At 68.6% G+C, this 21,767-nt stretch carries 23 protein-coding genes; 15 read left to right on the top strand and 8 right to left on the bottom strand.

All coding sequences use genetic code 11. The features are described 5' to 3' along the window. Positions 1 to 11 precede the first annotated feature (11 nt). Positions 12 to 857 carry an IclR family transcriptional regulator gene (locus ACZ63D_RS23020; RefSeq protein WP_465356396.1) on the bottom strand — a complete coding sequence of 282 codons (846 nt, stop codon included), beginning with the start codon at positions 855 to 857 and terminating at the stop codon, positions 12 to 14. 144 nt (positions 858 to 1,001) lie between these two features. Here ACZ63D_RS23020 and xsc point away from each other — a divergent pair, with 144 nt between their 5' ends. The 9 genes from xsc to ACZ63D_RS22975 all read left to right on the top strand — a co-directional run bounded on the left by xsc (position 1,002) and on the right by ACZ63D_RS22975 (position 9,986). Continuing rightward, a complete protein-coding gene (gene xsc / locus ACZ63D_RS23015; RefSeq protein WP_465356395.1) occupies positions 1,002 to 2,810 on the top strand; it encodes a sulfoacetaldehyde acetyltransferase in 1,809 nt (602 codons plus the stop codon). 198 nt (positions 2,811 to 3,008) lie between these two features. Next, entirely contained in the window at positions 3,009 to 4,373 is a 1,365-nt protein-coding gene (locus tag ACZ63D_RS23010; RefSeq protein ID WP_465356394.1) for an aspartate aminotransferase family protein, read from the top strand. A 295-nt stretch (positions 4,374 to 4,668) separates the two neighbouring features. Then, a complete protein-coding gene (locus ACZ63D_RS23005; protein WP_465356986.1) occupies positions 4,669 to 6,030 on the top strand; it encodes an amino acid permease in 1,362 nt (453 codons plus the stop codon). 239 nt (positions 6,031 to 6,269) lie between these two features. Continuing rightward, entirely contained in the window at positions 6,270 to 7,016 is a 747-nt protein-coding gene (locus tag ACZ63D_RS23000; protein WP_465356393.1) for a sulfite exporter TauE/SafE family protein, read from the top strand. 46 nt (positions 7,017 to 7,062) lie between these two features. Continuing rightward, positions 7,063 to 7,782 (top strand): sulfite exporter TauE/SafE family protein, encoded by a 720-nt coding sequence (locus ACZ63D_RS22995; protein ID WP_465356392.1) that lies wholly within the window; start codon positions 7,063 to 7,065, stop codon positions 7,780 to 7,782. A 318-nt stretch (positions 7,783 to 8,100) separates the two neighbouring features. Beyond that, positions 8,101 to 8,568 carry a class I SAM-dependent methyltransferase gene (locus tag ACZ63D_RS22990; protein ID WP_465356391.1) on the top strand — a complete coding sequence of 156 codons (468 nt, stop codon included), beginning with the start codon at positions 8,101 to 8,103 and terminating at the stop codon, positions 8,566 to 8,568. Continuing rightward, on the top strand, positions 8,568 to 8,888 hold the full coding sequence (locus tag ACZ63D_RS22985) for a hypothetical protein (protein ID WP_465356390.1): 321 nt from the start codon (positions 8,568 to 8,570) through the stop codon (positions 8,886 to 8,888). The genes ACZ63D_RS22990 and ACZ63D_RS22985 overlap by 1 nt, the downstream gene beginning before the upstream one ends. Beyond that, positions 8,885 to 9,181 carry a hypothetical protein gene (locus ACZ63D_RS22980; RefSeq protein ID WP_465356389.1) on the top strand — a complete coding sequence of 99 codons (297 nt, stop codon included), beginning with the start codon at positions 8,885 to 8,887 and terminating at the stop codon, positions 9,179 to 9,181. The genes ACZ63D_RS22985 and ACZ63D_RS22980 overlap by 4 nt, the downstream gene beginning before the upstream one ends. A 316-nt stretch (positions 9,182 to 9,497) precedes the next feature. Next, positions 9,498 to 9,986 carry a beta-class carbonic anhydrase gene (locus tag ACZ63D_RS22975; RefSeq protein ID WP_465356388.1) on the top strand — a complete coding sequence of 163 codons (489 nt, stop codon included), beginning with the start codon at positions 9,498 to 9,500 and terminating at the stop codon, positions 9,984 to 9,986. On the opposite strand, the gene ACZ63D_RS22970 is transcribed toward ACZ63D_RS22975, so the two are convergent. Then, on the bottom strand, positions 9,913 to 10,443 hold the full coding sequence (locus ACZ63D_RS22970; protein ID WP_465356387.1) for an ROK family protein: 531 nt from the start codon (positions 10,441 to 10,443) through the stop codon (positions 9,913 to 9,915). The two genes, ACZ63D_RS22975 and ACZ63D_RS22970, sit on opposite strands and share 74 nt — an antisense overlap. A 30-nt stretch (positions 10,444 to 10,473) precedes the next feature. Here ACZ63D_RS22970 and ACZ63D_RS22965 point away from each other — a divergent pair, with 30 nt between their 5' ends. Beyond that, positions 10,474 to 10,689 (top strand): DUF397 domain-containing protein, encoded by a 216-nt coding sequence (locus ACZ63D_RS22965; protein WP_465356386.1) that lies wholly within the window; start codon positions 10,474 to 10,476, stop codon positions 10,687 to 10,689. 611 nt (positions 10,690 to 11,300) lie between these two features. Here the strand turns inward: ACZ63D_RS22965 and ACZ63D_RS22960 are convergent. The 3 genes from ACZ63D_RS22960 to ACZ63D_RS22950 form a co-directional block, all read right to left on the bottom strand. Continuing rightward, positions 11,301 to 11,600, bottom strand: coding sequence for a hypothetical protein (locus ACZ63D_RS22960; protein WP_465356385.1), 300 nt, complete (start codon positions 11,598 to 11,600; stop codon positions 11,301 to 11,303). A gap of 5 nt (positions 11,601 to 11,605) precedes the next feature. Next, positions 11,606 to 11,914 (bottom strand): hypothetical protein, encoded by a 309-nt coding sequence (locus ACZ63D_RS22955; RefSeq protein ID WP_465356384.1) that lies wholly within the window; start codon positions 11,912 to 11,914, stop codon positions 11,606 to 11,608. A 139-nt stretch (positions 11,915 to 12,053) separates the two neighbouring features. Then, the gene (locus ACZ63D_RS22950; protein ID WP_465356383.1) at positions 12,054 to 12,392 is read right to left on the bottom strand and encodes a helix-turn-helix domain-containing protein; all 339 of its coding nucleotides are present in this window, start codon (positions 12,390 to 12,392) and stop codon (positions 12,054 to 12,056) included. A 320-nt stretch (positions 12,393 to 12,712) separates the two neighbouring features. On the opposite strand from ACZ63D_RS22950, the gene ACZ63D_RS22945 reads away from it, so the two are divergent. Beyond that, a complete protein-coding gene (locus tag ACZ63D_RS22945) occupies positions 12,713 to 13,285 on the top strand; it encodes a hypothetical protein (RefSeq protein ID WP_465356382.1) in 573 nt (190 codons plus the stop codon). Positions 13,286 to 13,417: 132 nt separating this feature from the next. Beyond that, positions 13,418 to 13,942 (top strand): hypothetical protein, encoded by a 525-nt coding sequence (locus ACZ63D_RS22940; protein ID WP_465356381.1) that lies wholly within the window; start codon positions 13,418 to 13,420, stop codon positions 13,940 to 13,942. Between the two features lie 209 nt (positions 13,943 to 14,151). On the opposite strand, the gene ACZ63D_RS22935 is transcribed toward ACZ63D_RS22940, so the two are convergent. Further along, a complete protein-coding gene (locus tag ACZ63D_RS22935; RefSeq protein WP_465356380.1) occupies positions 14,152 to 14,604 on the bottom strand; it encodes a hypothetical protein in 453 nt (150 codons plus the stop codon). Positions 14,605 to 15,092: 488 nt separating this feature from the next. Between ACZ63D_RS22935 and ACZ63D_RS22930 the strand changes: the two genes are divergently transcribed. Then, the gene (locus ACZ63D_RS22930) at positions 15,093 to 15,563 is read left to right on the top strand and encodes a GNAT family N-acetyltransferase (RefSeq protein WP_465356379.1); all 471 of its coding nucleotides are present in this window, start codon (positions 15,093 to 15,095) and stop codon (positions 15,561 to 15,563) included. Between the two features lie 1,040 nt (positions 15,564 to 16,603). After that, positions 16,604 to 17,365, top strand: a complete 762-nt coding sequence (locus ACZ63D_RS22925; RefSeq protein ID WP_465356378.1) for a GAF and ANTAR domain-containing protein — start codon at positions 16,604 to 16,606, stop codon at positions 17,363 to 17,365. Between the two features lie 1,169 nt (positions 17,366 to 18,534). Here the strand turns inward: ACZ63D_RS22925 and ACZ63D_RS22920 are convergent. Further along, the gene (locus ACZ63D_RS22920) at positions 18,535 to 19,095 is read right to left on the bottom strand and encodes an HD domain-containing protein (protein WP_465356377.1); all 561 of its coding nucleotides are present in this window, start codon (positions 19,093 to 19,095) and stop codon (positions 18,535 to 18,537) included. Between the two features lie 180 nt (positions 19,096 to 19,275). On the opposite strand from ACZ63D_RS22920, the gene pucL reads away from it, so the two are divergent. Continuing rightward, positions 19,276 to 20,130 (top strand): factor-independent urate hydroxylase, encoded by an 855-nt coding sequence (gene pucL, locus ACZ63D_RS22915; RefSeq protein ID WP_465356376.1) that lies wholly within the window; start codon positions 19,276 to 19,278, stop codon positions 20,128 to 20,130. 24 nt (positions 20,131 to 20,154) lie between these two features. Here pucL and ACZ63D_RS22910 read toward each other — a convergent pair whose 3' ends face one another. Continuing rightward, the gene (locus ACZ63D_RS22910) at positions 20,155 to 21,711 is read right to left on the bottom strand and encodes an MFS transporter (RefSeq protein ID WP_465356375.1); all 1,557 of its coding nucleotides are present in this window, start codon (positions 21,709 to 21,711) and stop codon (positions 20,155 to 20,157) included. Positions 21,712 to 21,767: the final 56 nt, after the last annotated feature.

Raw genomic sequence — 21,767 nt, 5'->3', positions numbered from 1 at the left:
GGGGACCTCCGTCAGGACGAGATGCTGTCGGCGTCGTCGGCCGCCCCCTCGGCCTCGACCTCCTTGATCGCTTCGGCGGCCCGCTGCAACGCGGGGAGCGCCTGCAATGCCTTGTCAGCGGTGAGCCGCATGACCGGCGCCTGCACCGCCACCGCCAGGTTGGACCGCCCGGTGCGACTGGGCACCAGCACCGCCACGCACACGAGCCCGGGCAGGAATTCCTCGTCGTCGAGGGCGAATCCGTCGCGCCGGATGCGGGCGAACTCCTCCTCCAGCGCGTCGAGGTCGGTGACCGTTTTGGCGGTGTACTGCTTGAGCGGCGCGTGCGCCAGCAGCTTGCGCCGCTGCGCCGGGCTCATCTGGGAGAGAATGATCTTGCCGCTCGCCGAGCAGTGGATCGGCACCCGCGAGCCGGGCCGCAGGTAGAACCGCAGCGGCTCAGGAGTTTCGACGCGGTCGAGGTAGACGATCTCGCTGCCCGACAGCGCGGTGATGTTGCAGCTCTCCCCCAGCTCGTCGACGAGATGCTTGAGCACCGCGCGGCGCGCGCCGTGGTGGGTGGCGTTGAGCAGCAGATTCTCCGCGAGGCGGCGCAACCGGTCGCCGGTGCCGTAATGCCGCCCGTCGGCCTGGCGCACGAGCAGGCCCGCGCCTTCCAGCTGCTGCAGCATCCGGTGCAGCGTCGGCTTCGGCAGGCCGGTCTCCTCGACCAGGCTCTGCAGCGTCACCAGCTGGTCCTTCGCCGCGATCAGCTCGAGCAGCGAGAACAGCCGCATGGTCGGGGTGTCTCCGTCGAGGCCCGCGCCGTCCGGCTCGCGCACGAGTTCCACGGCGCTGGTCTTCCGCAACTCACTCACGTTCCGAAAACTAGCACACCTTGTCTCGTTTTCCATCAACTGCCGGTTGACCTCCCGGGCACGGCGTCCTATCGTCCATCGCGTTCAGCTTTCACGAACACCACGTACCGAAAACCAAGACTTTCAGCGTCGAAGGAGTGCATCATGGCGGAGAGGAAGACGGGCGACGGCCGCACCGTCGTCAGCGGGACGGCGAAGATGACCCCGTCGGAGGCCTTCGTCGAGACGCTGGTGGCCAACGGCGTCACCGACATCTTCGGCATCATGGGCTCGGCGTTCATGGACGCGATGGACATCTTCGCGCCGGCCGGCATCCGGCTCGTCCCGGTCGTGCACGAACAGGGCGCCGCGCACATGGCCGACGGCTACGCGCGGGTCAGCGGCCGGCACGGCGTCGTCATCGGGCAGAACGGGCCCGGCATCAGCAACTGCGTTACCGCGATCGCCGCCGCGTTCTGGGCGCACAGCCCGGTCGTGATGATCACGCCGGAGGCGGGCACGATGGGCACCGGGCTGGGCGGCTTCCAGGAGGCCAACCAGCTGCCGATGTTCCAGGAGTTCACCAAGTACCAGGCGCACGTCAACAACCCGAAGCGGATGGCCGAGTACACCGCGCGGGCCTTCGACCGGGCGCTGTCGGAGATCGGCCCGACCCAGCTGAACATCCCGCGCGACTTCTTCTACGGCGAGATCGAGACCGAGATCCCGGAGCCGCAGCGGCTCGACCGCGGCCCCGGCGGCGACAAGAGCCTCGCCCAGGCCGCCGAACTCCTGGCCACCGCCGAATTCCCGGTGATCATCTCCGGCGGCGGGGTGGTCATGTCCGACGGCGTCGAGGAGTGCCAGGCGCTCGCCGAACGCCTCGGCGCGCCGGTCGTCAACAGCTACCAGCACAACGACAGCTTCCCGGCCAGCCACCCGCAGTGGTGCGGCCCGCTCGGCTACCAGGGCTCCAAAGCCGCGATGAAGCTCATCTCGCAGGCGGACGTGGTGATCGCGCTCGGCACCCGGCTCGGCCCGTTCGGCACCCTGCCCCAGCACGGCATGGACTACTGGCCCAAGAACGCGAAGATCATCCAGATCGACGCCGACCACAAGATGCTCGGCCTGGTCAAGAAAATCACCGTCGGCATCTGCGGCGACGCGAAGGCCGCCGCCGCGGCGCTGACCGAGCGCCTCGCCGACCGCACCCTCGCCTGCGACGCCACCCGCGGCGAGCGCGCCGCGCGCACCAAGGCGGAGAAGGACGCGTGGGAGGAAGAACTCTCCGAGTGGACCCACGAAAAGGACCCCTACTCCCTCGACATGATCGCCGAGCAGGAGCAGGAGGAAGGCAACTGGCTGCACCCGCGCCAGGTCCTGCGCGAACTGGAGAAGGCCATGCCGCCGCGGGTGATGGTCTCCACCGACATCGGCAACATCAACTCCGTCGCGCACAGCTACCTCCGTTTCGAGGAGCCCCGGTCCTTCTTCGCCCCGATGTCCTTCGGCAACTGCGGTTACGCGCTGCCGACCATCATCGGAGCCAAAGCCGCGGCGATGGACCGGCCAGCGATCGCGTACGCCGGTGACGGCGCGTGGGGCATGAGCATGGGCGAGGTCATGACCGCGGTGCGGCACGACATCCCGGTCACCGCAGTCGTGTTCCACAACCGCCAGTGGGGCGCGGAAAAGAAGAACCAGGTCGACTTCTACGACCGCCGGTTCGTCGCGGGCGAACTGGAAAGCGAGAGCTTCGCCGGGATCGCGCAGGCGATGGGCGCGGACGGCATCGTCGTCGACAAGCTCGAGGACGTCGGCCCGGCGCTGCGCAAGGCCGTGGACGCGCAGATGAACGAGGGCCGCACCACGGTCATCGAGATCATGTGCACCCGCGAGCTGGGCGACCCGTTCCGCCGCGACGCGCTGTCGAAGCCGGTGCGGTTCCTGGAGAAGTACCAGGACTACGTGTAATCGCGCACTGGGTAATCCCGCACCGGGTAATCCCTTTTCGCGAGCCGAGAACCGGCCGGGCCCCGCGCCCGGCCGGTTTTTCGCGTCCCCGCATGGAATCTGGCACCGGCGATCGGCCGCTTTCTGGCTCTGGGCGGGGGCCAGAAAGATTGCGATCGTCGACACATTCCCGTTCTCGCACACACAGGAGGTCGCCAGGTGAACGTCACGGAGCTGCGGGCCACTGCCCGCCGACACCTCGGGCCGCACTTCACGCGCAAGGACACCTGGCAGAGCGACTTCCCGGTGTTCGTCCGCGGCGAGGGCAGCTACCTCATCGACACCGAGGGCCGCCGCCACCTCGACGGTCTCGCCGGGCTGTTCTGCGTCAACATCGGCCACGGCCGCGCGGACATCGCCCAGGCCGCGGCCGAGCAGGCCGGCTCCCTCGCCTACGCCAGCAACTGGGGCTCCGCGCACCCGCCGTCCATCGAAGCCGCCCGGATCATCGCCGACCTCGCTCCCGGCGACCTCGGCACGACGTTCTTCGTCAACTCCGGTTCGGAGGCGGTCGAAACGGCGCTGAAGTTCGTCCGGCAGTACCACCGCAGCCAGGGCGCGCCCGAGCGGACGAAGATCATCAGCCGCGAAATGGCTTACCACGGAACGACGATGGGCGCGCTGTCGGTCACCGGGCTGCCCAAGATCAAGGAGCCGTTCGGCCCGCTGCTGCCCGGGATCCGGCACGTCCCGAACACCCTCGGCTTCACCGGCGACTGCGGCCCGGCCGACCAGCTGGACTGCGTCCGCGCCATCGAGGCGGTCATCCTTGAAGAAGGCCCCGAGACGGTCGCCGCGGTGTTCGCCGAGCCGGTCCAGAACGGCCGGGGCGCGCTGGTCCCGCCGGAGGGCTACTGGCCGGCGCTGCGGGCGCTGTGCGACAAGTACGGCATCCTGCTGGTCTCGGACGAGGTCATCTGCTCGTTCGGCCGCCTCGGCCACTTCTTCGGCCACGGCCTCACCGGCGTAGTCCCGGACCTGATCACCTTCGCCAAGGGCTCCACCTCGGGCTACGCCCCGCTCGGCGGCGTGATCGTGCGGGAGCAGCTGGTCACCGAGCTGTACGACTCCCCGAAGGGCGGCGTGTTCACCCACGGCGCGACGTGGGGCGGCCACCCGGTGTCGACGGCCGTCGCGGTCGCCAACATCAGCGCGATGCGCGACGAGAAGGTCCCCGAGCACGTCCTCGCGGAGGGTCCGAAGCTCCACGCGGCTTTGGAGTCGCTGAAGGACGCGCACCGGTGCGTCAAGGACGTCCGCGGCACCGGGTTCTTCTACGCGATCGAGCTGATGGCTGATCGCGACGGCGGCCGCGAGCTGACCGACCAGGAGTCGCTGACGGTCCTGCGCGAGGTCCTGCCGGAGTCGTTCCGCCGCACCGGGGTCATCCTCCGCGGCGACGACCGGGGCGCGACCATGCTGATGATTTCGCCGCCGCTAGTGGCCGACACGGACGTGCTGGACGAGCTGCTGCACGGCGTCGACGGCATGCTCACCGACGTGGAGAAGGCGATCCAGCCCTGACGGATAGCGCTGCCGGGCGCTGGGTACCCCTTTGTTCCAAGGGTGCCCGGCGCCCGTCCTGCTGTCCGGAACCGGGTCGTTCTGGTACCGGAGCATCGCTAGCATCTGGCTCTCGCGGAGGGGCCTGTTCCTTCCTACGGTGACGGGAACCACACAGCAGCTCTCAGCGACATCGCGGCGGCGGCCGGCGCGGGGACATCGAGGTCCCCCGGCGCCGCCGGAAGGAGGAGACGTGGGTTCTGCACCGGAAACAGCCGCCGAGAGCGGCCTCAAACCGGGTCTCAAGCAACGCCACATGAACCTGATCGCACTGGGCGGCGTGATCGGAGCCGGCCTGTTCGTCGGAAGCGGCGTGGTCATCCAGTCGGCCGGGCCCGCGGCGGTGGTCTCGTTCCTGATCGCCGGGCTGATCACCGTGCTCATCATGCGGATGCTGGCCGAGATGACCGTCGCGCGGCCCGCGCTCGGCTCGTTCTACGTCTACGCCAGGGAGGCGATGGGCAACCGGGCCGGCTTCACCGTCGGCTGGATGTACTGGTACTTCTTCGTGATCGTGGTGGCCGTGGAAGCGGTCGCCGGCGGCCGGATCCTGCAGCTGTGGCTGCCGGACGTGCCGCTGTGGGTGCTCAGCCTCGGCCTGCTCGTGCTGCTCACCGCCACGAATCTGGTCTCCGCGCGGTCCTACGGCGAGTTCGAGTACTGGTTCTCGTCCATCAAGGTCATCGCGATCCTGGTGTTCCTGGTCGTCGGCGCCCTGTACCTGTTCGGCGTCTGGCCCGGCTCGCACGGAGGCGTCGGCAACCTGGTGTCGCACGGCGGATTCGCCCCCATGGGCATCGGCGCGGTGCTGGCCGCGGTCGTCCCCTGCGTCGGCTTCTACACCGGAGCCGAGATCGTCACCATCGCCGCAGCCGAATCCGCCGAACCGCGCCGCGCGATCGCCAAAGCCATGCGCTCCATCGTGTTCCGGGTCGTGCTGTTCTACGTCGGTTCAGTCTTCGTCGTGGTCGCGATCAAGGCCTGGAACTCGCCCGACACGGCGGTCAGCCCGTACGCCGCGGTTCTGGACGTACTCGGCGTCCCGGCTGTCGCGACGATCATGAACGCGATCGTCCTGACGGCGGTGCTGTCCTGCCTGAACTCGGCGCTGTACACGTCCTCCCGGATGCTGTTCGCGCTGACCCGCAACGGCGACGCCCCGAAGATGTTCACGAAGCTGTCCCGCAGCGGCGTGCCTCGCCGGGCCATCATCGCCGGGACCGTCGTCGGCTACGTGTCGGTCATCGCCGCTTACACCTCGCCGAACCTGATCTTCCAGTTCCTGGTGAATTCTTATGGAGCGGTCGCGCTGTTCGTGTACCTCGCCATCGCGCTCGCCCAGGTCCGCCTGCGGAAACGCCTGCAGAACACCGATCCGGGCGCACTCTCGCTGAAAATGTGGCTCTTCCCGTGGCTGAGCTACGCCACGATCGCGCTGATGGCGGCGGTCATCCTGGCCATGGCGTTCCTCCCGACGACCCGCTCGCAGTTCTGGCTCAGCGCGGTGACTTTGGCGCTGATCCTCATCGCCTACCAGTTCCGGAAGCGCCGTCCCGCGCCCGCGGTTGCCGCGGAGACAGACTCTTCGCGGGGCGAGGCCGGGGTCGCTTCGCCCTGACGCTTCTTTCGGCCCGGAGGGGCTGGCCCGCCGGTCTTCGGCGGCCAGCCCCTTCGTCCCGTCTGGCTCCCCGCGATCTACCCGGCTGACGCCCCTCGATCTTCCCGGCTGGCACCCCGCGATGCCGCGATTCTGGACCTACCGCCCCGGCCAGCCGTGCCCCAAGGTGAAGCGGTCCGCCCGCGCCGTGGAGGTCTGATGCCGCATCCGTTCCGGGTCCCCGCTCCCCCGGCCCGCCGATGACCTTCTGGCAACTGCCCCCGGCGGCGATGGCCTTCGCCGTCGCCGCTTTGCTCGCCGGGGGCCTGATCCGCGGCTACTCGGGCTTCGGCGCGTCCTTGGTGTGGGTGAGCTGCCTGTGCCTGGTGCTCCCGCCGCCCGCCGTCATCCCGAGCACGCTCCTGCTGGAAGTAGCCTCCAGCGTGACCTTGCTGCCGAAGTCCTGGCCGGACGCCCACCGCCCGTCCGTCCGCTGGCTGCTCGCCGGCGCACTCCTCGGCCTGCCGACCGGCATCTGGTTCCTGGCCGCCCTGCCGGAACGCGCGACCAGACTGACCGTCGGCCTGGCAGTCGGAATCTCCGCGCTGGCCCTGGCCTTCAGCCGCCGAACCCGCCGCCTGCCCGGCCGCGCCGCGTGCGCAGGCATGGGAACCGCGTTCGGAGTCCTCAACGGCGCCTGCGGAATGGGCGGCCCGCCAGTCGTCCTGATGTACCTGGCGTCCCCGCTGCCGATGGCGGTCAACCGCGCGAGCCTGGTGGTCTTCTTCCTGGCCGCCGACCTGATGACCGTCGGCACCGCCAGTCTCGGCGACCTGCTCACCGCCGACGTCCTCTGGCAGACCGCAGTCTTCCTCCCCGTCGCGCTGACCGGAATCGCCGCCGGAACCTGGCTGTACCACCGCGGCCGCGGGGATGTCCGCCGGATCGTCCTGGGAATCCTCGCCGTGCTGTCACTCGCCCTCGTGGGCCAGGCGGTCGTCGCATGACCCACCCCGCCCCTCCCGGCCGCGCCGAGCCCCACCAGGCGGCCATATGATCCTCGGCGCCCTAGCCGTCGCCTTCGCAGGCTTCATCGGCGGCCTGACCGGATTCGGCGCTTCACTGGTCGGCACCCCCTTGCTGCTGCTCATCGGATTGCCGCTGCCGCAAGTGGTCGTGATCAACCTGATCACCACCATGATCACCAGACTCGCCGTACTCCACCGCGAACGAAACCACATCGCCTGGCGCCGCGTAGCCGTTCTAGGCGCCGCCAGCCTCCCGGGTGCCGCCGCCGGGGCACTCACCCTGCACCTGCTCCCACCCCACGCACTCCGCATCTTGGCCGGAACCGTGGTCGTACTCTCCGGCCTGCGCCTGCTACTCCGCCCGACCCGTGAAGCCCACCCCGCGACCCCGCTCAAGCAAACCGTCGCCGGCCTGCTCGGCGGCTACCTCTCCACTACGACTTCCCTGAACGGCGCACCGCCAGCCGTCCTGCTCGCCTCCGCAAACGTCCCACCACGAACCTTCGTCGGCGATCTAGCGGGCTACTTCGTGGTGACGAACTGCCTGTCCCTGCTCCTGCTGGTAACCGCGGGCCAGTTCGACACCACGGACCTGGCGACCCGCCTGCCGATCCTCATCCTGGCCGCCCTGGCAGGCAACATCCTCGGCGGCCGCCTCATCGGCCGGGTCCCGCGCTTGGTGTTCGACCGGGCGATCGTGGGTTTGATCGTGGTGTCCGGCATGATGACGATGATCAGCGCCTGACCCGGCAGGATCAGCTCAGACCGGCCCCTCAGTCCATACAGCAGGACTATTGCGGCACAAAACAAAAAGAGGCGGTCTCGATGACCGCCTCTCCGTCTACTACTTCTGTGTCCGAGGGGCATGGCGCACCTGTCGGTGAATGGCAGGTTGTTCCTCGGATTCAACAGTCTCGGCGACACCCCCGACTAGTCGCTCTGGCAGCTGAACAAGGGCTCATTGTCATAGAACGCGAGCAGTTGGCGCACGACCCCGGCGGAGGCACCCGAGTCATCTTTCAGTTGCTGGAACTCGTCCGCCCCTCGGCCGACAGAGGCTGAGATGACAGGCCCACGAGGGCGCTATGGGGAGCAGTTGTTCCACTCGGGGCGTGATGAGGAACGCGAGCGACTCCTCGCACTGGCAGCCGCGTTCGACCCGGCCACGCGCGCGAGGCTGGCGGCGCTGGACATCCAAACGCGCTGGCGATGCCTGGACGTCGGCGCGGGCTCCGGCACTGTTTCCCAGTGGTTGGCGCCCCGCTGCGGCGAAGTGGTGGCGGTCGATCGCGACACCCGGTTCCTCGACGGCCTGGAGAGCACGGGTGTACATGTGGTGTCGGCGGATGTCCTCGATGACAGCGTGGACTGGGGCGTGTTCGATCTCGTGCACGCCCGGTTCGTGTTGATGCACCTGCCTGAGCGCGACCGCCTGCTCGCCCGGCTCGTCCAGTGGACACGACCGGGGGGATGGCTGGTCCTCAGCGACTCCGTCGACCTGGGCACTACCACCTCGCCTACCGACAAGTGATGGCAGCGCTCTGGCAGGCTTTCGCCGACACGATCGGCACTGACATCAACTACGGCCGCAACTACCCCGAGGCGCTGGCCGCAGCCGGTGTCCTCACCAATCTCAACGCGGCTGTGGACATGCCTGCCACCGCCGCCGACACCCCCATGGCGAAGTTCTGGGAGCACACCTTGCGTCAATGCCGGTCCCAGATCCTCGCCACCGGAATGGTCGACAACACCACCATCGACGCGACGCTGGAATATCTCGCCGCGCACGGCACCTGGGACATTTCTCTAGCCATGATCACCGCCTGGGGCAAACGACCGGAATCATCATGATTCGCACCGGCCGCGAGACTTCGAATTCCAGCGCCAGCCTCCGCTCCGGCGGCAGCTTGCTTCCGCCCGGATACCTGCCGCCGGACGCCCCCGGAAAAGCTCGTCACAAGTCGTACTTCCGCCGCGACGAGGATCTGGAGTTCGCGCTGGCGATGACTTCCCAGCGGGGGCGCGCTGCTTTCGGTTACGAGAAGGCTGATCTTGCCGCAGGCCACGTCGCCGATTTGCTCGTGCTGCCAGCTGAGGCGCTCGGCAAGCTGGGGTGCTTCCGCCTCCGCGCAGCCTGGCGATAAAGCGAGGAAGGACCGTAGCGCGCGACGGGACGCCCTTCCCTGATCGGGTAATTCGAAATGAGAGCCCATCCCGCATGACCGGCGCCGATCGCCGTCGCGGCTTCGCGCAGCACCGGAAGTTCGCAACGGCGACCGGACTGTCGCAGTGGAGGCCGGTCTGCTGATCGCGGACCTGCCGAATGAGGTCGACCGCGGCCGACCTCATTCGGCGCGAGGTGCACTCGCCGCCGTATCCGCCCAGGTGGTGGACACGATTGCGGCCGGATGCGAGAAGCGGTCCACTCGGCCCCTCCACTCTTCTCGCGGAAGGAACCTCATGTCCGTCACCGACGAGCTTCTGGCCAACAACGCCGTGTACGCCGCGAATTTCACCGGGCCGCTCCCCCTGCCGCCCGCCAAGCACGTCGCGGTGCTCGCTTGCATGGACGCCCGCCTCAACGTCTACGGGGTTCTCGGTCTCAACGAAGGCGACGTGCACGTCATCCGCAACGCGGGCGGCGTCGTCACCGAGGACGAGATCCGTTCCCTCGCCATCAGCCAGCGGCTGCTCGGCACCACGGAAATCATTCTGATCCACCACACCGACTGCGGCATGCTCACTTTCAGCGACGACGAATTCCGGAACTCGATCCAGCGGGAAACCGGCATCAAACCAGCTTGGGCAGCCGAGGCTTTCACCGACGTCGAGGAAGACGTCCGCCAGTCCGCCGCGCGGATCCGGACCAGTCCCTTCATTCCGCACCAGGATTCGGTCCGGGGCTTCGTTTTCGACGTCGCCACCGGGAAACTCGCCGAAGTCCGCTAGGCGAGGAACGCGTGCGGGTCGGTGTGGAGCGCGTCCAGTTGCACCGTCCCGGCGGCGACGCCGAGAAGGTTTCGGCCGGGGAAACTCGTCGAGAGCGCTCGGCTCGCCGCGTCGACGCGTCCGCGGGACCGTGCCGATACCTCCGCGTGCCCGGCGCGCCGAGCGGAAGGTGCGCGACGGTGCCCGCCGCCGAGCCCGGGCCGCGGTACAGCCGTCCGCCGGACACGATCGCGGCGTCGATCACGTTGCCGACGAACAGATGCACCAGCGATCCGCAGTCAAGAATGTTGCCGAACATCGCCTCCGCCGAGGCCAGCGCGCAGGCGTGCCCGTCGACCCGGGTGGGCAGGCCGGACAGCTCCGCCAGGACTGGCCCGGCGAGCACGTCGTGCCAGTCGAGCGAGGAATGCTCGACGAGGACGCTGTCGCCGCCCTCGCCCGCGCGACCAACTGGCACAAAGCTTCCTACAGCAAGGAAAACGCCTGCGTGCAAGTTGGATCCGTCACCGGTCTGGTGGGGATCCGCGACACCAAGCTCGGTGCCGCGAGCCCGATCTTGGTCTTCGGCTCCGCCGAATGGGACGCGTTCGTGCGCGAGAAGGAGGCCCATCAGGGTAAGGGAGACCGGCTGGAAGCGGCTGGTGCTTTCTTTCTCTCGGAGGTAGACGAGACATTCGTCGGGGTCGAGGTCTCGGGGGCGTAGCGCGAGTGCGCCGCCGCGGCGGCCCGCGGTCTCGGTGTGGAGACGCAGGAGGACGGTGTCGAGATTTGGGGGGGGCGTCGCCGGTCTCGGCGGCGACGGTATTGATCTCGGTCAGCTCGTCGGAGATCAGGGCGCGGCGCAGCGAGGGCAGTCGTCGGGGTTTCGCGACTTTGAGTGCGGGGGTTCTGGAGTACGGTGATGAGTTCGTCGTCGACGGCATGGCGGTAGAGGCAGCGCAAAGCGGCGATGAAATTCTCCACGGCGTAGCGGCCGCCGTGGGATTCGCTCCGCACTATCGCATTCGCACGGGATTGCTCGGCGAGCGCCTTGCTCTCCGACGGCGTGGGTTCGTCGATCCTCCGATCGCCCCATACTGCCTCGGCCTGCGTCCAGTAGATGGAGTAGGAGCGTGCGGCGTCCTGCTCCGGGGATGAGCGGTGGCACAACGGCGGTCATGCGGACCACCGTCCGGAGACCGTGACAAGGCTGGTCAACTAGAAAAGCCGACCACCCTTGTGCTGGGTGATCGACTGTTGCGAGATTTGGGGAAATCTCACCAGTTTTGGTGTCCGAGGGGCGATTGCACACTAACCACACGACTGTCGCTTCATTCACGAACGGGATGTCTCTGACAAGCTGTCGCTGACCCCAGAGAGCCTGGAGCCAGCGACCACCTGCGAACTGGCGCGGCGCAACGCGAAGGTTTCCCCTTCGCGATCGTGAGCGGCCCGGTGCAGGGAGAGGCTGCGTTCGGCGTGCCGCAGGCCGTGGCGGAAGGCTTTCAGCCTGGTGCTTAACTCGCTGAGGTTGCCCTCGACCACCGCTTCCAGCCGTCCCCGTTGAGAACCCGCCGACAGCGGGAGCGCCGCCAGGAAACGGTCACGTGCCTGCACGTGCTGTCCCTGCTCCATCAGTGCTAGGCCAAGGTTGTTGAGCGCCCATGCCTGCAGTTCCCGAGGTCACGGGCAAGACCGAGTCCTTCCAGCGAGGCGTCGTCGGCCTGTCGCCAGCGCCCGGCCGCCAAATGCGTCTCGCCCAGGTCCAGCAGCGCGTGAACTTCGACGGTGCGATCTCCGCCGCGACGCGCAGCGGTCAACGCTCGGCGGGAAAGGTCGAGCTGGTTTTCCTGCCGCCCCAACCGGTACAGGATCCCCTCGGCAGCGGTCGCGAGCAGGAGGGTGAGCGGTATGCGGCCATGCCGGTCGACGTCGCGGGCCGCGGCCACCAAATTGTCCCCTTCGCTCTCAGCCCATGCCCAAGCCCGCGCGGCGTCAGGCCTGCGGGGACCTGCTCGGTCGCCGACGGCATCCTGACCGACCGGTCCGTCGGGCTACCGCTGCCGGACCGTCCTGTACGCCTGTCCTTCACCCGTCATCGCGACCCGCGGGCGTCGGCATCGCCGCAGCCAGCAGTTGTTCGCGCTCACCGGTTTCCAGGCCGAGCGCATCCGCGGCCCGCTGCACGGACATGATCTGCGGATTCCGGTGCTGGCCCGTTTCCCATCGGCGGATTGTGCGTTCGGACAGTCCGGCCTTGTCCGCCAGCTTTTTCTGCGTCAGATCGCGTTGCTCCCGATGATGCCGCGGCGCGACGCCGAATGGCGCATCCACAATTGCCCCCTGTTTGCGAGCGATGTTTACCCTCCGCGCGAAACAGTAGTGCAGGCGACACGGCAGACACCGCCGGAAGGCGACCGCCCGCACGCGACTCCCGCCGGTTTCCCAAGGGACGCGAATCCGGTCCCGGACATAGATGGCCGGTCCCGTTTCCTAGCCTCGGGAAAGGATTTCCGCCAGGATGGACCTCGGTCGGGCTGCGGGCACGGACGGCTCGGCGAGCAAGCCGAGAAGCCGTTTCGGGCGGGACGATCCACTCGGCCTCGGCTTGGCTTTCCTCCAGGAAATTCGACACGGACGACCGCGTAACACAATTCGTGCGTCGACATTTCGACGACACCCGGACGCGGATCCGGTACTGCGCGGGCATCCACTGTCACGGCAATCGGGTAAAAAGAGGAGAAATGATGGCAACACGACGTTTCGCTGCGTTTTCGGCGGCGGTTCTCGGCGCGGCCGGGCTCGGTGCCCTGGGGCTCGCGGCTCCGGCGGGAGCAACCTCTGCGGGCCCGCATCGAGCCGAGGGCATGATGAACGTCGCCCGGTTCGACGCCGCGGTCGCCGCCGCGCACGGCTACGAGATCCGCACCAACCCCGACGGCGCCCAGTACTCGGTGCGCAAGGGCGCCCCCGCCGGTTCTCCGCCAGCCAACGTGGTCACCGGCAACTGCGGCAGATCGTGGGTGTGGGAGGACGGCATCGGCAACCTGCGGGTCCGCCTGTCCACCGGATTCTTCGTCCGGCTCGCGACCGTCAGCCGGTCGTGGGACGTCACGCTCGACGACAACGGAGGCGAAAGCACCCAGCCCTTCTCCGGCGACGCCACCGGACCATTCTGGAACGAGGACCGCACGGTCCCCGGGCTGACCGCCGACCCGGGCTACGCGGTGGTCAAGGGCGGCGGCGCGAACTTCGCGGTCCTCGTCGACGGCGCGGTCTGCTATTCCGGCGGGCCCTCGGCGAGCACTACCATTTTCTGAGCACACCCGAAACGCCTGCATCCGACCAAGATCCGCGATTGCGAGCGCTGCATGCACGCTGACGACAGCGGGGCCCCGACACCACGGGGCCCCGCCCTCGCCGACTACCTCGCCCGCTTCCCCTGCCCGCTCATGACGCCGCACGAAAGCCTCGGACTCGGCCCGGCCGCCGGCTGGAACGTCCAGGGCGTCGACGCCGTGGTCTCCGCACTGGAACTGCTCTACGACAGCCATGGCCGCTACCAGCTGATGGTGAAGACCGTCCGTTCCCGCGACGGCCTCGATCCCCGCGGCCTGCCGATCGACACTGTCGCCGACCTGCTGAGCAACTACCTCTGCCGCGCCGACGTCGTCGCCCACCCCGACCGGTACCGCTTCACCCCGGACAACCTCGACCGGATGGCACTGCCCGACCCCGCCGCCCACCGCGAGCGCTACCAGCGCATCCAGCACGCCGCCGACCAATCGCCCGTCACACGAGTGACGGTGCGCTGCGACGACATCCCGACCGCCGGGCAACGCACCGACGCCCTCGGCGCCTCCGTGCTCGAACTGCCCTGGAAGGACGGCACGACCGTCTGGTGCGCCGGCGCGCCCGACATCCTCGACCGTCTCGTTCTGCGCACCGCCACGCCCGACGACCTCGAGCACTTCTGACCAGGACTGGGCGCGGGCCGGGCCGCAGGCCCTTCCCTGCCGCGCTTCTAGTCCGATGGTTGATCGAGGCGGCGTTGTTCCGCCGCGGCCAACGGGGGCTCGGTGCATGCCGGGGCCGCTGGCCTCGGAGAAGGACGTGGAGGTCCTCGTCGGCGACGGCGGTGCCCGGCGCGTCGTGCGCCACAGCCCCGTCCTTACGGATCAACGCCTCAGGCCGGGGTTCGATGCAGGGGGATCACCGCGTGCACCTGCAGCCTCGCCTCGGCACGGCCGTCGCGCACCGGCCAGGGCCGGCACTCGGCTTCCCGCTGACGTGCCGTCATCGCCGTCTCCGCGTCCGCCTGGTATCCGGGAACCACCACCACAGCCTCACCTTCCGGGTGCCGGATCGAGCGGTGCAAGAACAACTCTGACAAGCCATGGACCGCTGCCTCCGCCTCCGCCGCGCTGTCCCAGATACAGACGAGGATCGGGCTCTTCAGCGTCTTCAGCGCGGGCTGCGCGTGCTGGCCGACTCGTTCCAGGACCCAGCCCGTCGCCGGGACGCCCAGTCCGTCGACGGGCTCCGCGTTTCGCCTGTCCGCGCGCCGGTCCTCGATCTCGGCTTCCGAGGCGACGACGGGTTGCAGCCGGCACGGAGCACTGGGCGTGAGCAATGCCACCGGCCGACAGCGCCAGCCTGATCTGCGCGCCGACCGCGGGCATCGGTTCGAACTGCACCCTGTCCCGCCGAGGCGGTGGGTACCTTCTCGCGCAGGCACCCGCAGCGACACGAGCCGAGGCTTGCCGCGGGACAAGATCGCAATGTCTGGGCAGGCCAGCCCGCCCTTTCTCGTAGGGCAGGTCGCGCCGGGCGGCGGTCAGGTGACACCCCGCACCCCCATGGAATGGCGGGTCGATGCTGGCCACCGCCGGGCGATCAACCCGAACCGGGCAACGCCCGACCGCGGGCAAGCGCTTCGCACTCGCGCCACATCAGCCGGAACTGCCCGGCGAGCCGTCGAGGGTCTCGCAAACACCTCGATCGACGGGATCGCCGCGAAGGCACGCGCGAATCCGCCTGCCGATCAGCGGACAAGCGCCGACCCGGCATGCCGACGCGACCGAAAAGTCGATGCGAGGCCCAGCGGTCGTTTGCGATCATCGAGGCGTGCCACAGTTGACCTACCTCGAAATGACTGACGCGCGCGAGCTGCGCCCCTCCGCGCCCGCCGTCGACGGACGCTTGAAGCTGATCCCCGTCGAGGGCGACGAAGTCCGCACGCTGACCCTCGCCGTCGGACGCGGCTTCTCCTGGCCGAGCCAGCAATGGGACCACCAGCAATGGCGTTCCTACCTCGACGACCAGACCCTGCGGCATTGGGCCGGCATGCTCGACGACAAGGCCATCGGCTTGCTGTCCCTCAATCTCCAGAACGCACCGGATATCGAAATCGACTCATTCGGCCTCCTGCCCGAACACATCGGCCAAGGCCTCGGCGGGATGTTCCTGACCGAGGCACTCCGGATGACCTGGGCATTGCCCGCGCGGAGAGTCTGGCTGCACACCTCCAGCGACGACCATCCCCACGCACTCGCCAACTACCTCGCACGAGGATTCCGCCCCTTCGACCAACCGTAAGGGAAAGCCGCCCCACGTGAGACGCAGCGGCGAAGCAACGGACATGCACGCGTCACCGAGCGCGGCCCTCGCCCCGCGAGCATCGCCCGCTCTTCGCGAATCGGTCTCGGGAACGACGAACAGATCGGCCCGGGATCGACAATCCAGACATCGTCTTCGTCCTCATCAACCCACCCAGTCCCGAAACCTTGCCGATACGCGGTTCCGAACCGAACCAATCGCACCACCCGATCGCGGGCCCGGCAGGTTCTCCCGTCCTCGCTCCTGCCCCGCCTTCCCGCCGACACCGGCGAACCGGACCGATCTTGGCCGCAAACCTGCCCCGCTCGCTCATGCGGACCTCGACCTCGCCGATCCTCACCGAAACCGCGGCCCTTGGCTGAACCGGGTCGCGCGGCCGAACTGGTGAAAACCCTCAGACCAGCGCGCCGCCACCACTCCAGCCCAGCCCCGTCAGACCGCGGCTCGGCACGGGACCCAATCCGCGCGAAGGTCGATTCGACGGTGCCTGGAGGACGAAACCGACGCGCCGCCCAGTTGGACAACTGCGCATTCACCTCCTGGCCAAGGCTCCCGTACCCGTGCGAGCAGGCTCGTCCCGATTCGCAAGTCGCCACCACTGCCTGGCACCGTTGGCCGCCGCGAGCAGCAACCAGGCCGCCGCTGGCGGTTGTGGTGCTGCTGGGGGTGCGGTGCAGGCGCTAGCGGCGAAGGTCACCGATCCGTATGACTAGGCCAACAACGTGTAGCTCCCGGGCCAAGCCGGGACACGCGTCTCGACCGCGACCGTGGTGGACGCGTGGAAATTGACATTCGACGCGCTGACCGACGACACCCCGCACTCCGACGCTGGCCCTCAGCTCGAGCGCTCGACCTTGCAACAGCAGCAGAGCTAAGGCTCGCTGATCGTGGCCTACCAGCCGTGCCGTGAGTAGGTGCGCTTCGAGGCCTTGCCTTATTGCTCTAGCAGCAGCGTCTATGTGCCCTAGCTGCATCGGCTGCTGGGCTCGTACTTTTGCCACGAAGAGGAGGTGCGAGCGATGAGCGATGCGTTGTCAGCCCCGGACCCTGCGCGCCGTGAGCAGGCGCTGTTGCGCGCTTTTGTCGAAATGGCCGACATGCTGGTCCAAGATTACGACGCGGCGGGACTGCTGCACAGCCTCGCCGAGTGCTGCGTGGACCGGCTGAACGCATCGACCGCCGGGGTGCTGTTGACGAACGAGGGCGGCGGTGTGGAGGTCGTCGCTTCGTTCGACGAGACCGCCCGTCGTCTGGAACGTCTTCAGCTCGACGCCGACCAAGGTCCCGGTCTGGATGCCTGCCGTACCGGCGAAACGGTGATGATCGGCGATCTCGGTACCGTGGTCGACCAGTGGCCCGCGTTCGCCACCGAAGCGATCGACCAGGGTTTCCGCTCGGTGCTCGCCATCCCGCTGCGAACGCGCGAACAGAACATCGGAGCGCTCGACCTGTTCGGATACGACAGCCCGCCCGTCCAGCCAGAGAATCTCGACCTCGTCCGAGCTTTGGCCGACGTCGCCACCATCGGCATCCTCCACGAACGCGCCGTCCGCCAGCGCGAGGCCGTCACCGAACAACTCACACACGCACTTGCCAGCTGCGTCGTCATCGAACAGGCCAAGGGCATGCTCTCCCTGGCCGGGGCCATCCCCGTGGACGAAGCGTTTGCCCGCATGCGCAGCTTTTCCCGCGCCCACCGCCAGCGACTCAGAACCACCGCCGAAGACATCGTCAACGGGACACTCGACCTGCGACTCATCCTCAACCACCGGGCCGCATGAACGAGGGCAACGCCCAGTTTTCCTGTCCGTCGTCCTCACGCTTGCCACCGTGAGCGCCGCGCAGACAGGCGCAAGGTGAGCGTCAGTGTCGCACGAACACGACGACGTCTTCGACCTCGACGAGCGGACGAACACCGGCTGGTTCATCTGTGGTGAGCCCGCTTGCCGGCCTTCGTGCCCGGATGTGGTGCGAGCACGCTGTTGCCTCGAGACGGGCGGAGCCGAGTGGCTCCGCCCGTGCCGCAACTCTGGCTCGGCGACGCTTCCGAACATCGCTGAGCCCCGTCCTCGGGCGGCGCAATTCGCTGGCGAATTCCGGTCCCGCCCACTGACGGTCGAACGAAGCCGGTTCGCGCTTCAGGATTTGTTCGCCCGGGACCGCCGCTTCTTTCCGTCAACAGTTGACTCTGATGACCGCGCTCCGTGTAGTGCCGCTGGCCGACTGGGGTGTATGCCCTTTGGGAAAGACCACGAAATGGTGTCCCAACGTATAGTAGTAGGCGCTTCCGCCCGGGCATATGTCGTTGGCTGCCAACGTGACGTATGTGCCGGGTCCGTACTTGTATTGCCCGACCCCTGCGAGAGCCCAGCCGAAACCGGGAAGCCACCCTCGCCGCGAGCGACTGAGCACCACCGCCGAAGGCATCATCAGCGAGACCCTCGGCCTGCAAGCCATCCTGCAGCACCGGGCCGCGTGACCGTCCGGGCGCGTCGGCGCCTCTGCGCCCGTCAGCAAGCCACGCGTGCACCTGCCCGGCCAGTGTCTGGCGCTGGTCGCCCGCGGCCTGGCGCGCTGATCACTGCGCCGTTCCGCGCCGGGTGATGTGCACGCCCAACCCGGGCAGGCACCACCACCGCCGCAGTCCCTGTCATCTTCTGGACGAACTGTTGTGCCGCAACGGGCCGACCAGCCCCATTTAACGAAGGTTGGTGATGCTGGAACGAAAAGGACCTGCCGTGTCGAACCCTGTCGTCGCGGAAGAGACCGCGGTTTACCGGGACGTGCCGTTCGCTTTCTTTATCCAACAGGCGATCCTGCGCCAGGCTCTCAGGCAACTGAACACCGAGATTGCGCCGTTCATCCCAGCGCCTGCGGACCGGGTGCCGACCGGCAGCGTCGCGGTCGCGTCGTCCTTCTGCCCCGCCGATCGCCGCCGGTGCGCCGGAAGCTATCGGTTTCGCCACGCCAACGGCGAAACTCGCAGCGCGGCTTCGGCGACGCGGCGGCCTGTTTCGGTCGAGATGCCTTTGCGGGCGGTGTCGATCCAGCCGGACACCCTGCCGACGCCGGTGTCCTGGTACTCGATGGCCTGCAACAACATCTCCAGCCGGTCGGCGTCCCGGGCGCACCGCGCTTCCCCGGTTTCGGCCTTCTCGTATTCGTCGACGGCTTCCCGGACCGCGGCGCGCGCACGTTCGGGCAGGTCGGCCGTCTGGTCGGCGGTGATGTGCCGCGGGTCGGGTTTGACCAGATATCCGGCAACGCTGTGCGGAAGATCGCCGGTCCTCGTCTCCTGGGAGTCGTGCCACAGCGCCAGAAACGCGGACCGCCCCGGGTCCGCGCCTTCCTCCGCGGCCAGCAGCGCGGCGACCTGTGCGGCACGGAGGCTGTGCTCCGCGACCGATTCGGGGTCCCGGACGCCGGCGTGCCACCATCCGGATCGTCGGACGCGTTTGAGCACACCGAGTTCGTAACCGAATGCGGCCAGCGCAACGGAAGTGTTCGGCACTTGTTTCTCCCGACGTCGGGGACGGAGTCCACTGCGAAGTGCTTGTGACAGAACCGATCCAACCCGCCCGCGGCGTTCACGTCCACCGGCGTGCTGGCTGCGCGGCCTGTGCCGGCGGCGGAATCGCGGTGTAAGAACCACACCGCATCAGCCGCACACCCGAATGGGAGGCAGATCATCATGCCCGAGCAGATCGTGACGCAGGACTACGGCAAGTCGGACATCCGGTTTCTGGTCGTCCAACGCGGCGACGACCGGCACGACGTGCGCGAAATCACCGCGCAGGTGTGGTTCGAGGGCGACTTCGGCGCGGTGTTCACCGGGCAGGACAACTCCCGCCTGCTGCCCACCGGAACGATGGTGAACACGGCGCACGCGCTGGCCGGCGACGATCCGGCGGCTGAACCGGAGGACCTCGCCACGAGGATGGCGGAACGATTTCTTCTCGCCTGCCCGGCAGCGTCCATGGCCGGAGTGCGGCTGCAGGCGGTGCCGTGGGCGCACTCCCCCCACGAGAGCGGCCCGGTCGCCTCGAGTTTCCGCGTCGGCGGCCTGCCCGCCCGCACCGCACAGGTCCGGCATCGCCGCGGCGAGCACCCCGAGGTGACCGGCGGCGTCGCGGGCCTGCGGCTGTCCAGGACGACGAATTCCGCGTTCACGAAGTTTCTTCGCGACGAGTACACCACCACGCCCGATCAGCCCGATCGGCTGCTGGGCGCGATTCTGGACATCGAATGGGATCACGACGCTGACAAGTCCACAAAGGACTACAGCGTCTGCTACGAAACTGTTCGCGGGGCACTGTCCTTCGCGTTCGACAACCACGAGAGCGAATCCGGGCAGCACACCGTGCACGTCCTGGGCGCCGCGGTGCTGCGCGCGCGGGACGACCTGAGCCAGGTGCGGCTGACGTGCGCGGCTCACGACCACCTCCCGGTCGATCTATCACCCTTCGGCCGCACCAGCGAGGGAGCCGTCTATGTCGCCCCGGAAAGACCGTACAGTCTGGTCCATCTGACCTTGGAACGGTCCTGACCTGACACGTCGCCGGGGCGGACGTCAGCCGCGCGGACGCGGCCTGGGGCGAGTAGCCAAGGCCCACGCGATGGTTGCCACGACGGCGAGTCCGCCGGTGATCAGGTACGCCAGGTGCAGGCCGTGGACGAACGCGGCCTGCCCCAGCGCGCCGATGCCGGCGGGCACGCCGCCGCCCCGCGCACCGCCTTCGGCGATGCGCAGCAGGTCCGGGGAAACCTGATTGTCGGCGATACGGCCCGCCAGCCACGTCGTGGCGAGGGTCGCGGTGATCTCGCCGGCCGCGACGACCCCCAGCGCTCCGCCCAGCATCGTGGCGGTCGGCACGGCCGCGGCCAGAGAACCCGTGCGTCCCGCCTGCACGGCCGCCAACGCTCGCGTCGTCGCCGCAGTGTTCGCCAGGCCAAGCCCCGCACCACAGCACAAGTACGCTCCCGAGATCAGCCACATCGGCGGAGCCGGACCGGCCGCGGCCCCGATCAGTCCCGCGCCGAGAACGAGCAGGCCGGTCATGACAACCGGCCGGCCGCGGCCGCGGGCGCTGAGCCGGCTGGCGACGGCGGCCGCCGCGAGCATGCCGGCCGGGGCGGGCAGCGACACCGCGGCCGTCTGCGCGGCGGTCAGCCCGCGACAGTGCTGCAGGTACAGCGCGTTCTCGACGAAGAACCCGTTGAACAGGAAGAACGCCAGGAACGCGGGCGGCAGGTTCGCAGAGAACGGCCGCCTGCCGGGCGGCACCGGCCCGGTTCGCGTCCGGCGCCGCCAAGCCCGTACCGCGAGCACCGCCGCGCATGGCACCGCCGCCGCCGCGCACACGGCCAAACGGACCCGGTCCGGGAGCCGCCCCTGCCCGACGACGGCCGTGAACACGGCGAACAGAAGCCCCGCGAACACGAACTGCCCCAGCACGTCGATCCTTTGTGGAGCGACGACCGGATCCGGCGGCACCGCTGCCGCGACGAGCAGGACGCCGAGGACGCCCAATACCGCCAGCGCGAGGAACACCATGCGCCAACCGGCGGCATCCACCACGAGCCCGGCGCCCAGCGGTCCGGCCGCGCTCGCCGCACCGGCCGCGGCCGCCCACACCCCGACCGCACGGGCATTCTCGGCCCGGCAGGGAAACGTCCGCGTCAGAATCGCCAGCCCGCACGGCACCAGCGGAGCCGCCGACGCGCCTTGCACCAGCCGTGAGACAACGAGAACTGCACTGTTCCCGCTCAGGCAGCAGCAAAGGGAAACCACCGAGAAGGACGCCAGCGCGAGCAAATACACCTTGCGGCAGCCGAATTTGTCGGCAACCGCGCCGGAACCGAGCAACAAGACCGCGGCGACCAACTGGTAGCCGCCGGTGGTCCACTGACCGGCGGCGCCACCAGAGCCGAGCCCCGCCATGATCGACGGCAATGCCACGGCGACGCCGTTGAGCGCGACGCTCTGCGCGACCAGTCCGCCGCAACAGGCGACCAGGATCCACGCTCGGCGACCGGGTGCCAGCTCGCTGCCGCGGCCGTCGTGCCGGGCCGGTTTCTCCATCGGGGCAACACTGGCCGCGCCCGCGCCGCGGAGCAAGCGGGTCACGCCGCGATCGCGGTTGACGGTTCCTCAGCGGTCCGAGAAAGATGCCGCACGGCACG

The organism is Amycolatopsis sp. NPDC104775, from assembly GCF_055583325.1.
Note: the sequence above shows the minus strand (reverse complement) of the source record. Positions and strands in the feature narration are given on the sequence as shown.

Excerpts from the sequence above, each read along its gene's own strand:
- ACZ63D_RS22985 (WP_465356390.1), top strand. The coding sequence starts at position 8,568 with ATGGCAGCGCTCTGGCAGGCTTTCGCCGACACGATCGGCACTGACATC.
- ACZ63D_RS22945 (WP_465356382.1), top strand. The coding sequence starts at position 12,713 with ATGGCAACACGACGTTTCGCTGCGTTTTCGGCGGCGGTTCTCGGCGCG.
- ACZ63D_RS22995 (WP_465356392.1), top strand. The coding sequence starts at position 7,063 with ATGATCCTCGGCGCCCTAGCCGTCGCCTTCGCAGGCTTCATCGGCGGC.
- ACZ63D_RS22975 (WP_465356388.1), top strand. The coding sequence starts at position 9,498 with ATGTCCGTCACCGACGAGCTTCTGGCCAACAACGCCGTGTACGCCGCG.
- ACZ63D_RS22940 (WP_465356381.1), top strand. The coding sequence starts at position 13,418 with ATGACGCCGCACGAAAGCCTCGGACTCGGCCCGGCCGCCGGCTGGAAC.
- ACZ63D_RS22960 (WP_465356385.1), bottom strand. The coding sequence starts at position 11,600 with ATGGAGCAGGGACAGCACGTGCAGGCACGTGACCGTTTCCTGGCGGCG.
- ACZ63D_RS22990 (WP_465356391.1), top strand. The coding sequence starts at position 8,101 with ATGACAGGCCCACGAGGGCGCTATGGGGAGCAGTTGTTCCACTCGGGG.
- ACZ63D_RS23005 (WP_465356986.1), top strand. The coding sequence starts at position 4,669 with ATGAACCTGATCGCACTGGGCGGCGTGATCGGAGCCGGCCTGTTCGTC.
- xsc (WP_465356395.1), top strand. The coding sequence starts at position 1,002 with ATGGCGGAGAGGAAGACGGGCGACGGCCGCACCGTCGTCAGCGGGACG.
- ACZ63D_RS23000 (WP_465356393.1), top strand. The coding sequence starts at position 6,270 with ATGACCTTCTGGCAACTGCCCCCGGCGGCGATGGCCTTCGCCGTCGCC.
- ACZ63D_RS22925 (WP_465356378.1), top strand. The coding sequence starts at position 16,604 with ATGAGCGATGCGTTGTCAGCCCCGGACCCTGCGCGCCGTGAGCAGGCG.
- ACZ63D_RS22980 (WP_465356389.1), top strand. The coding sequence starts at position 8,885 with ATGATTCGCACCGGCCGCGAGACTTCGAATTCCAGCGCCAGCCTCCGC.
- pucL (WP_465356376.1), top strand. The coding sequence starts at position 19,276 with ATGCCCGAGCAGATCGTGACGCAGGACTACGGCAAGTCGGACATCCGG.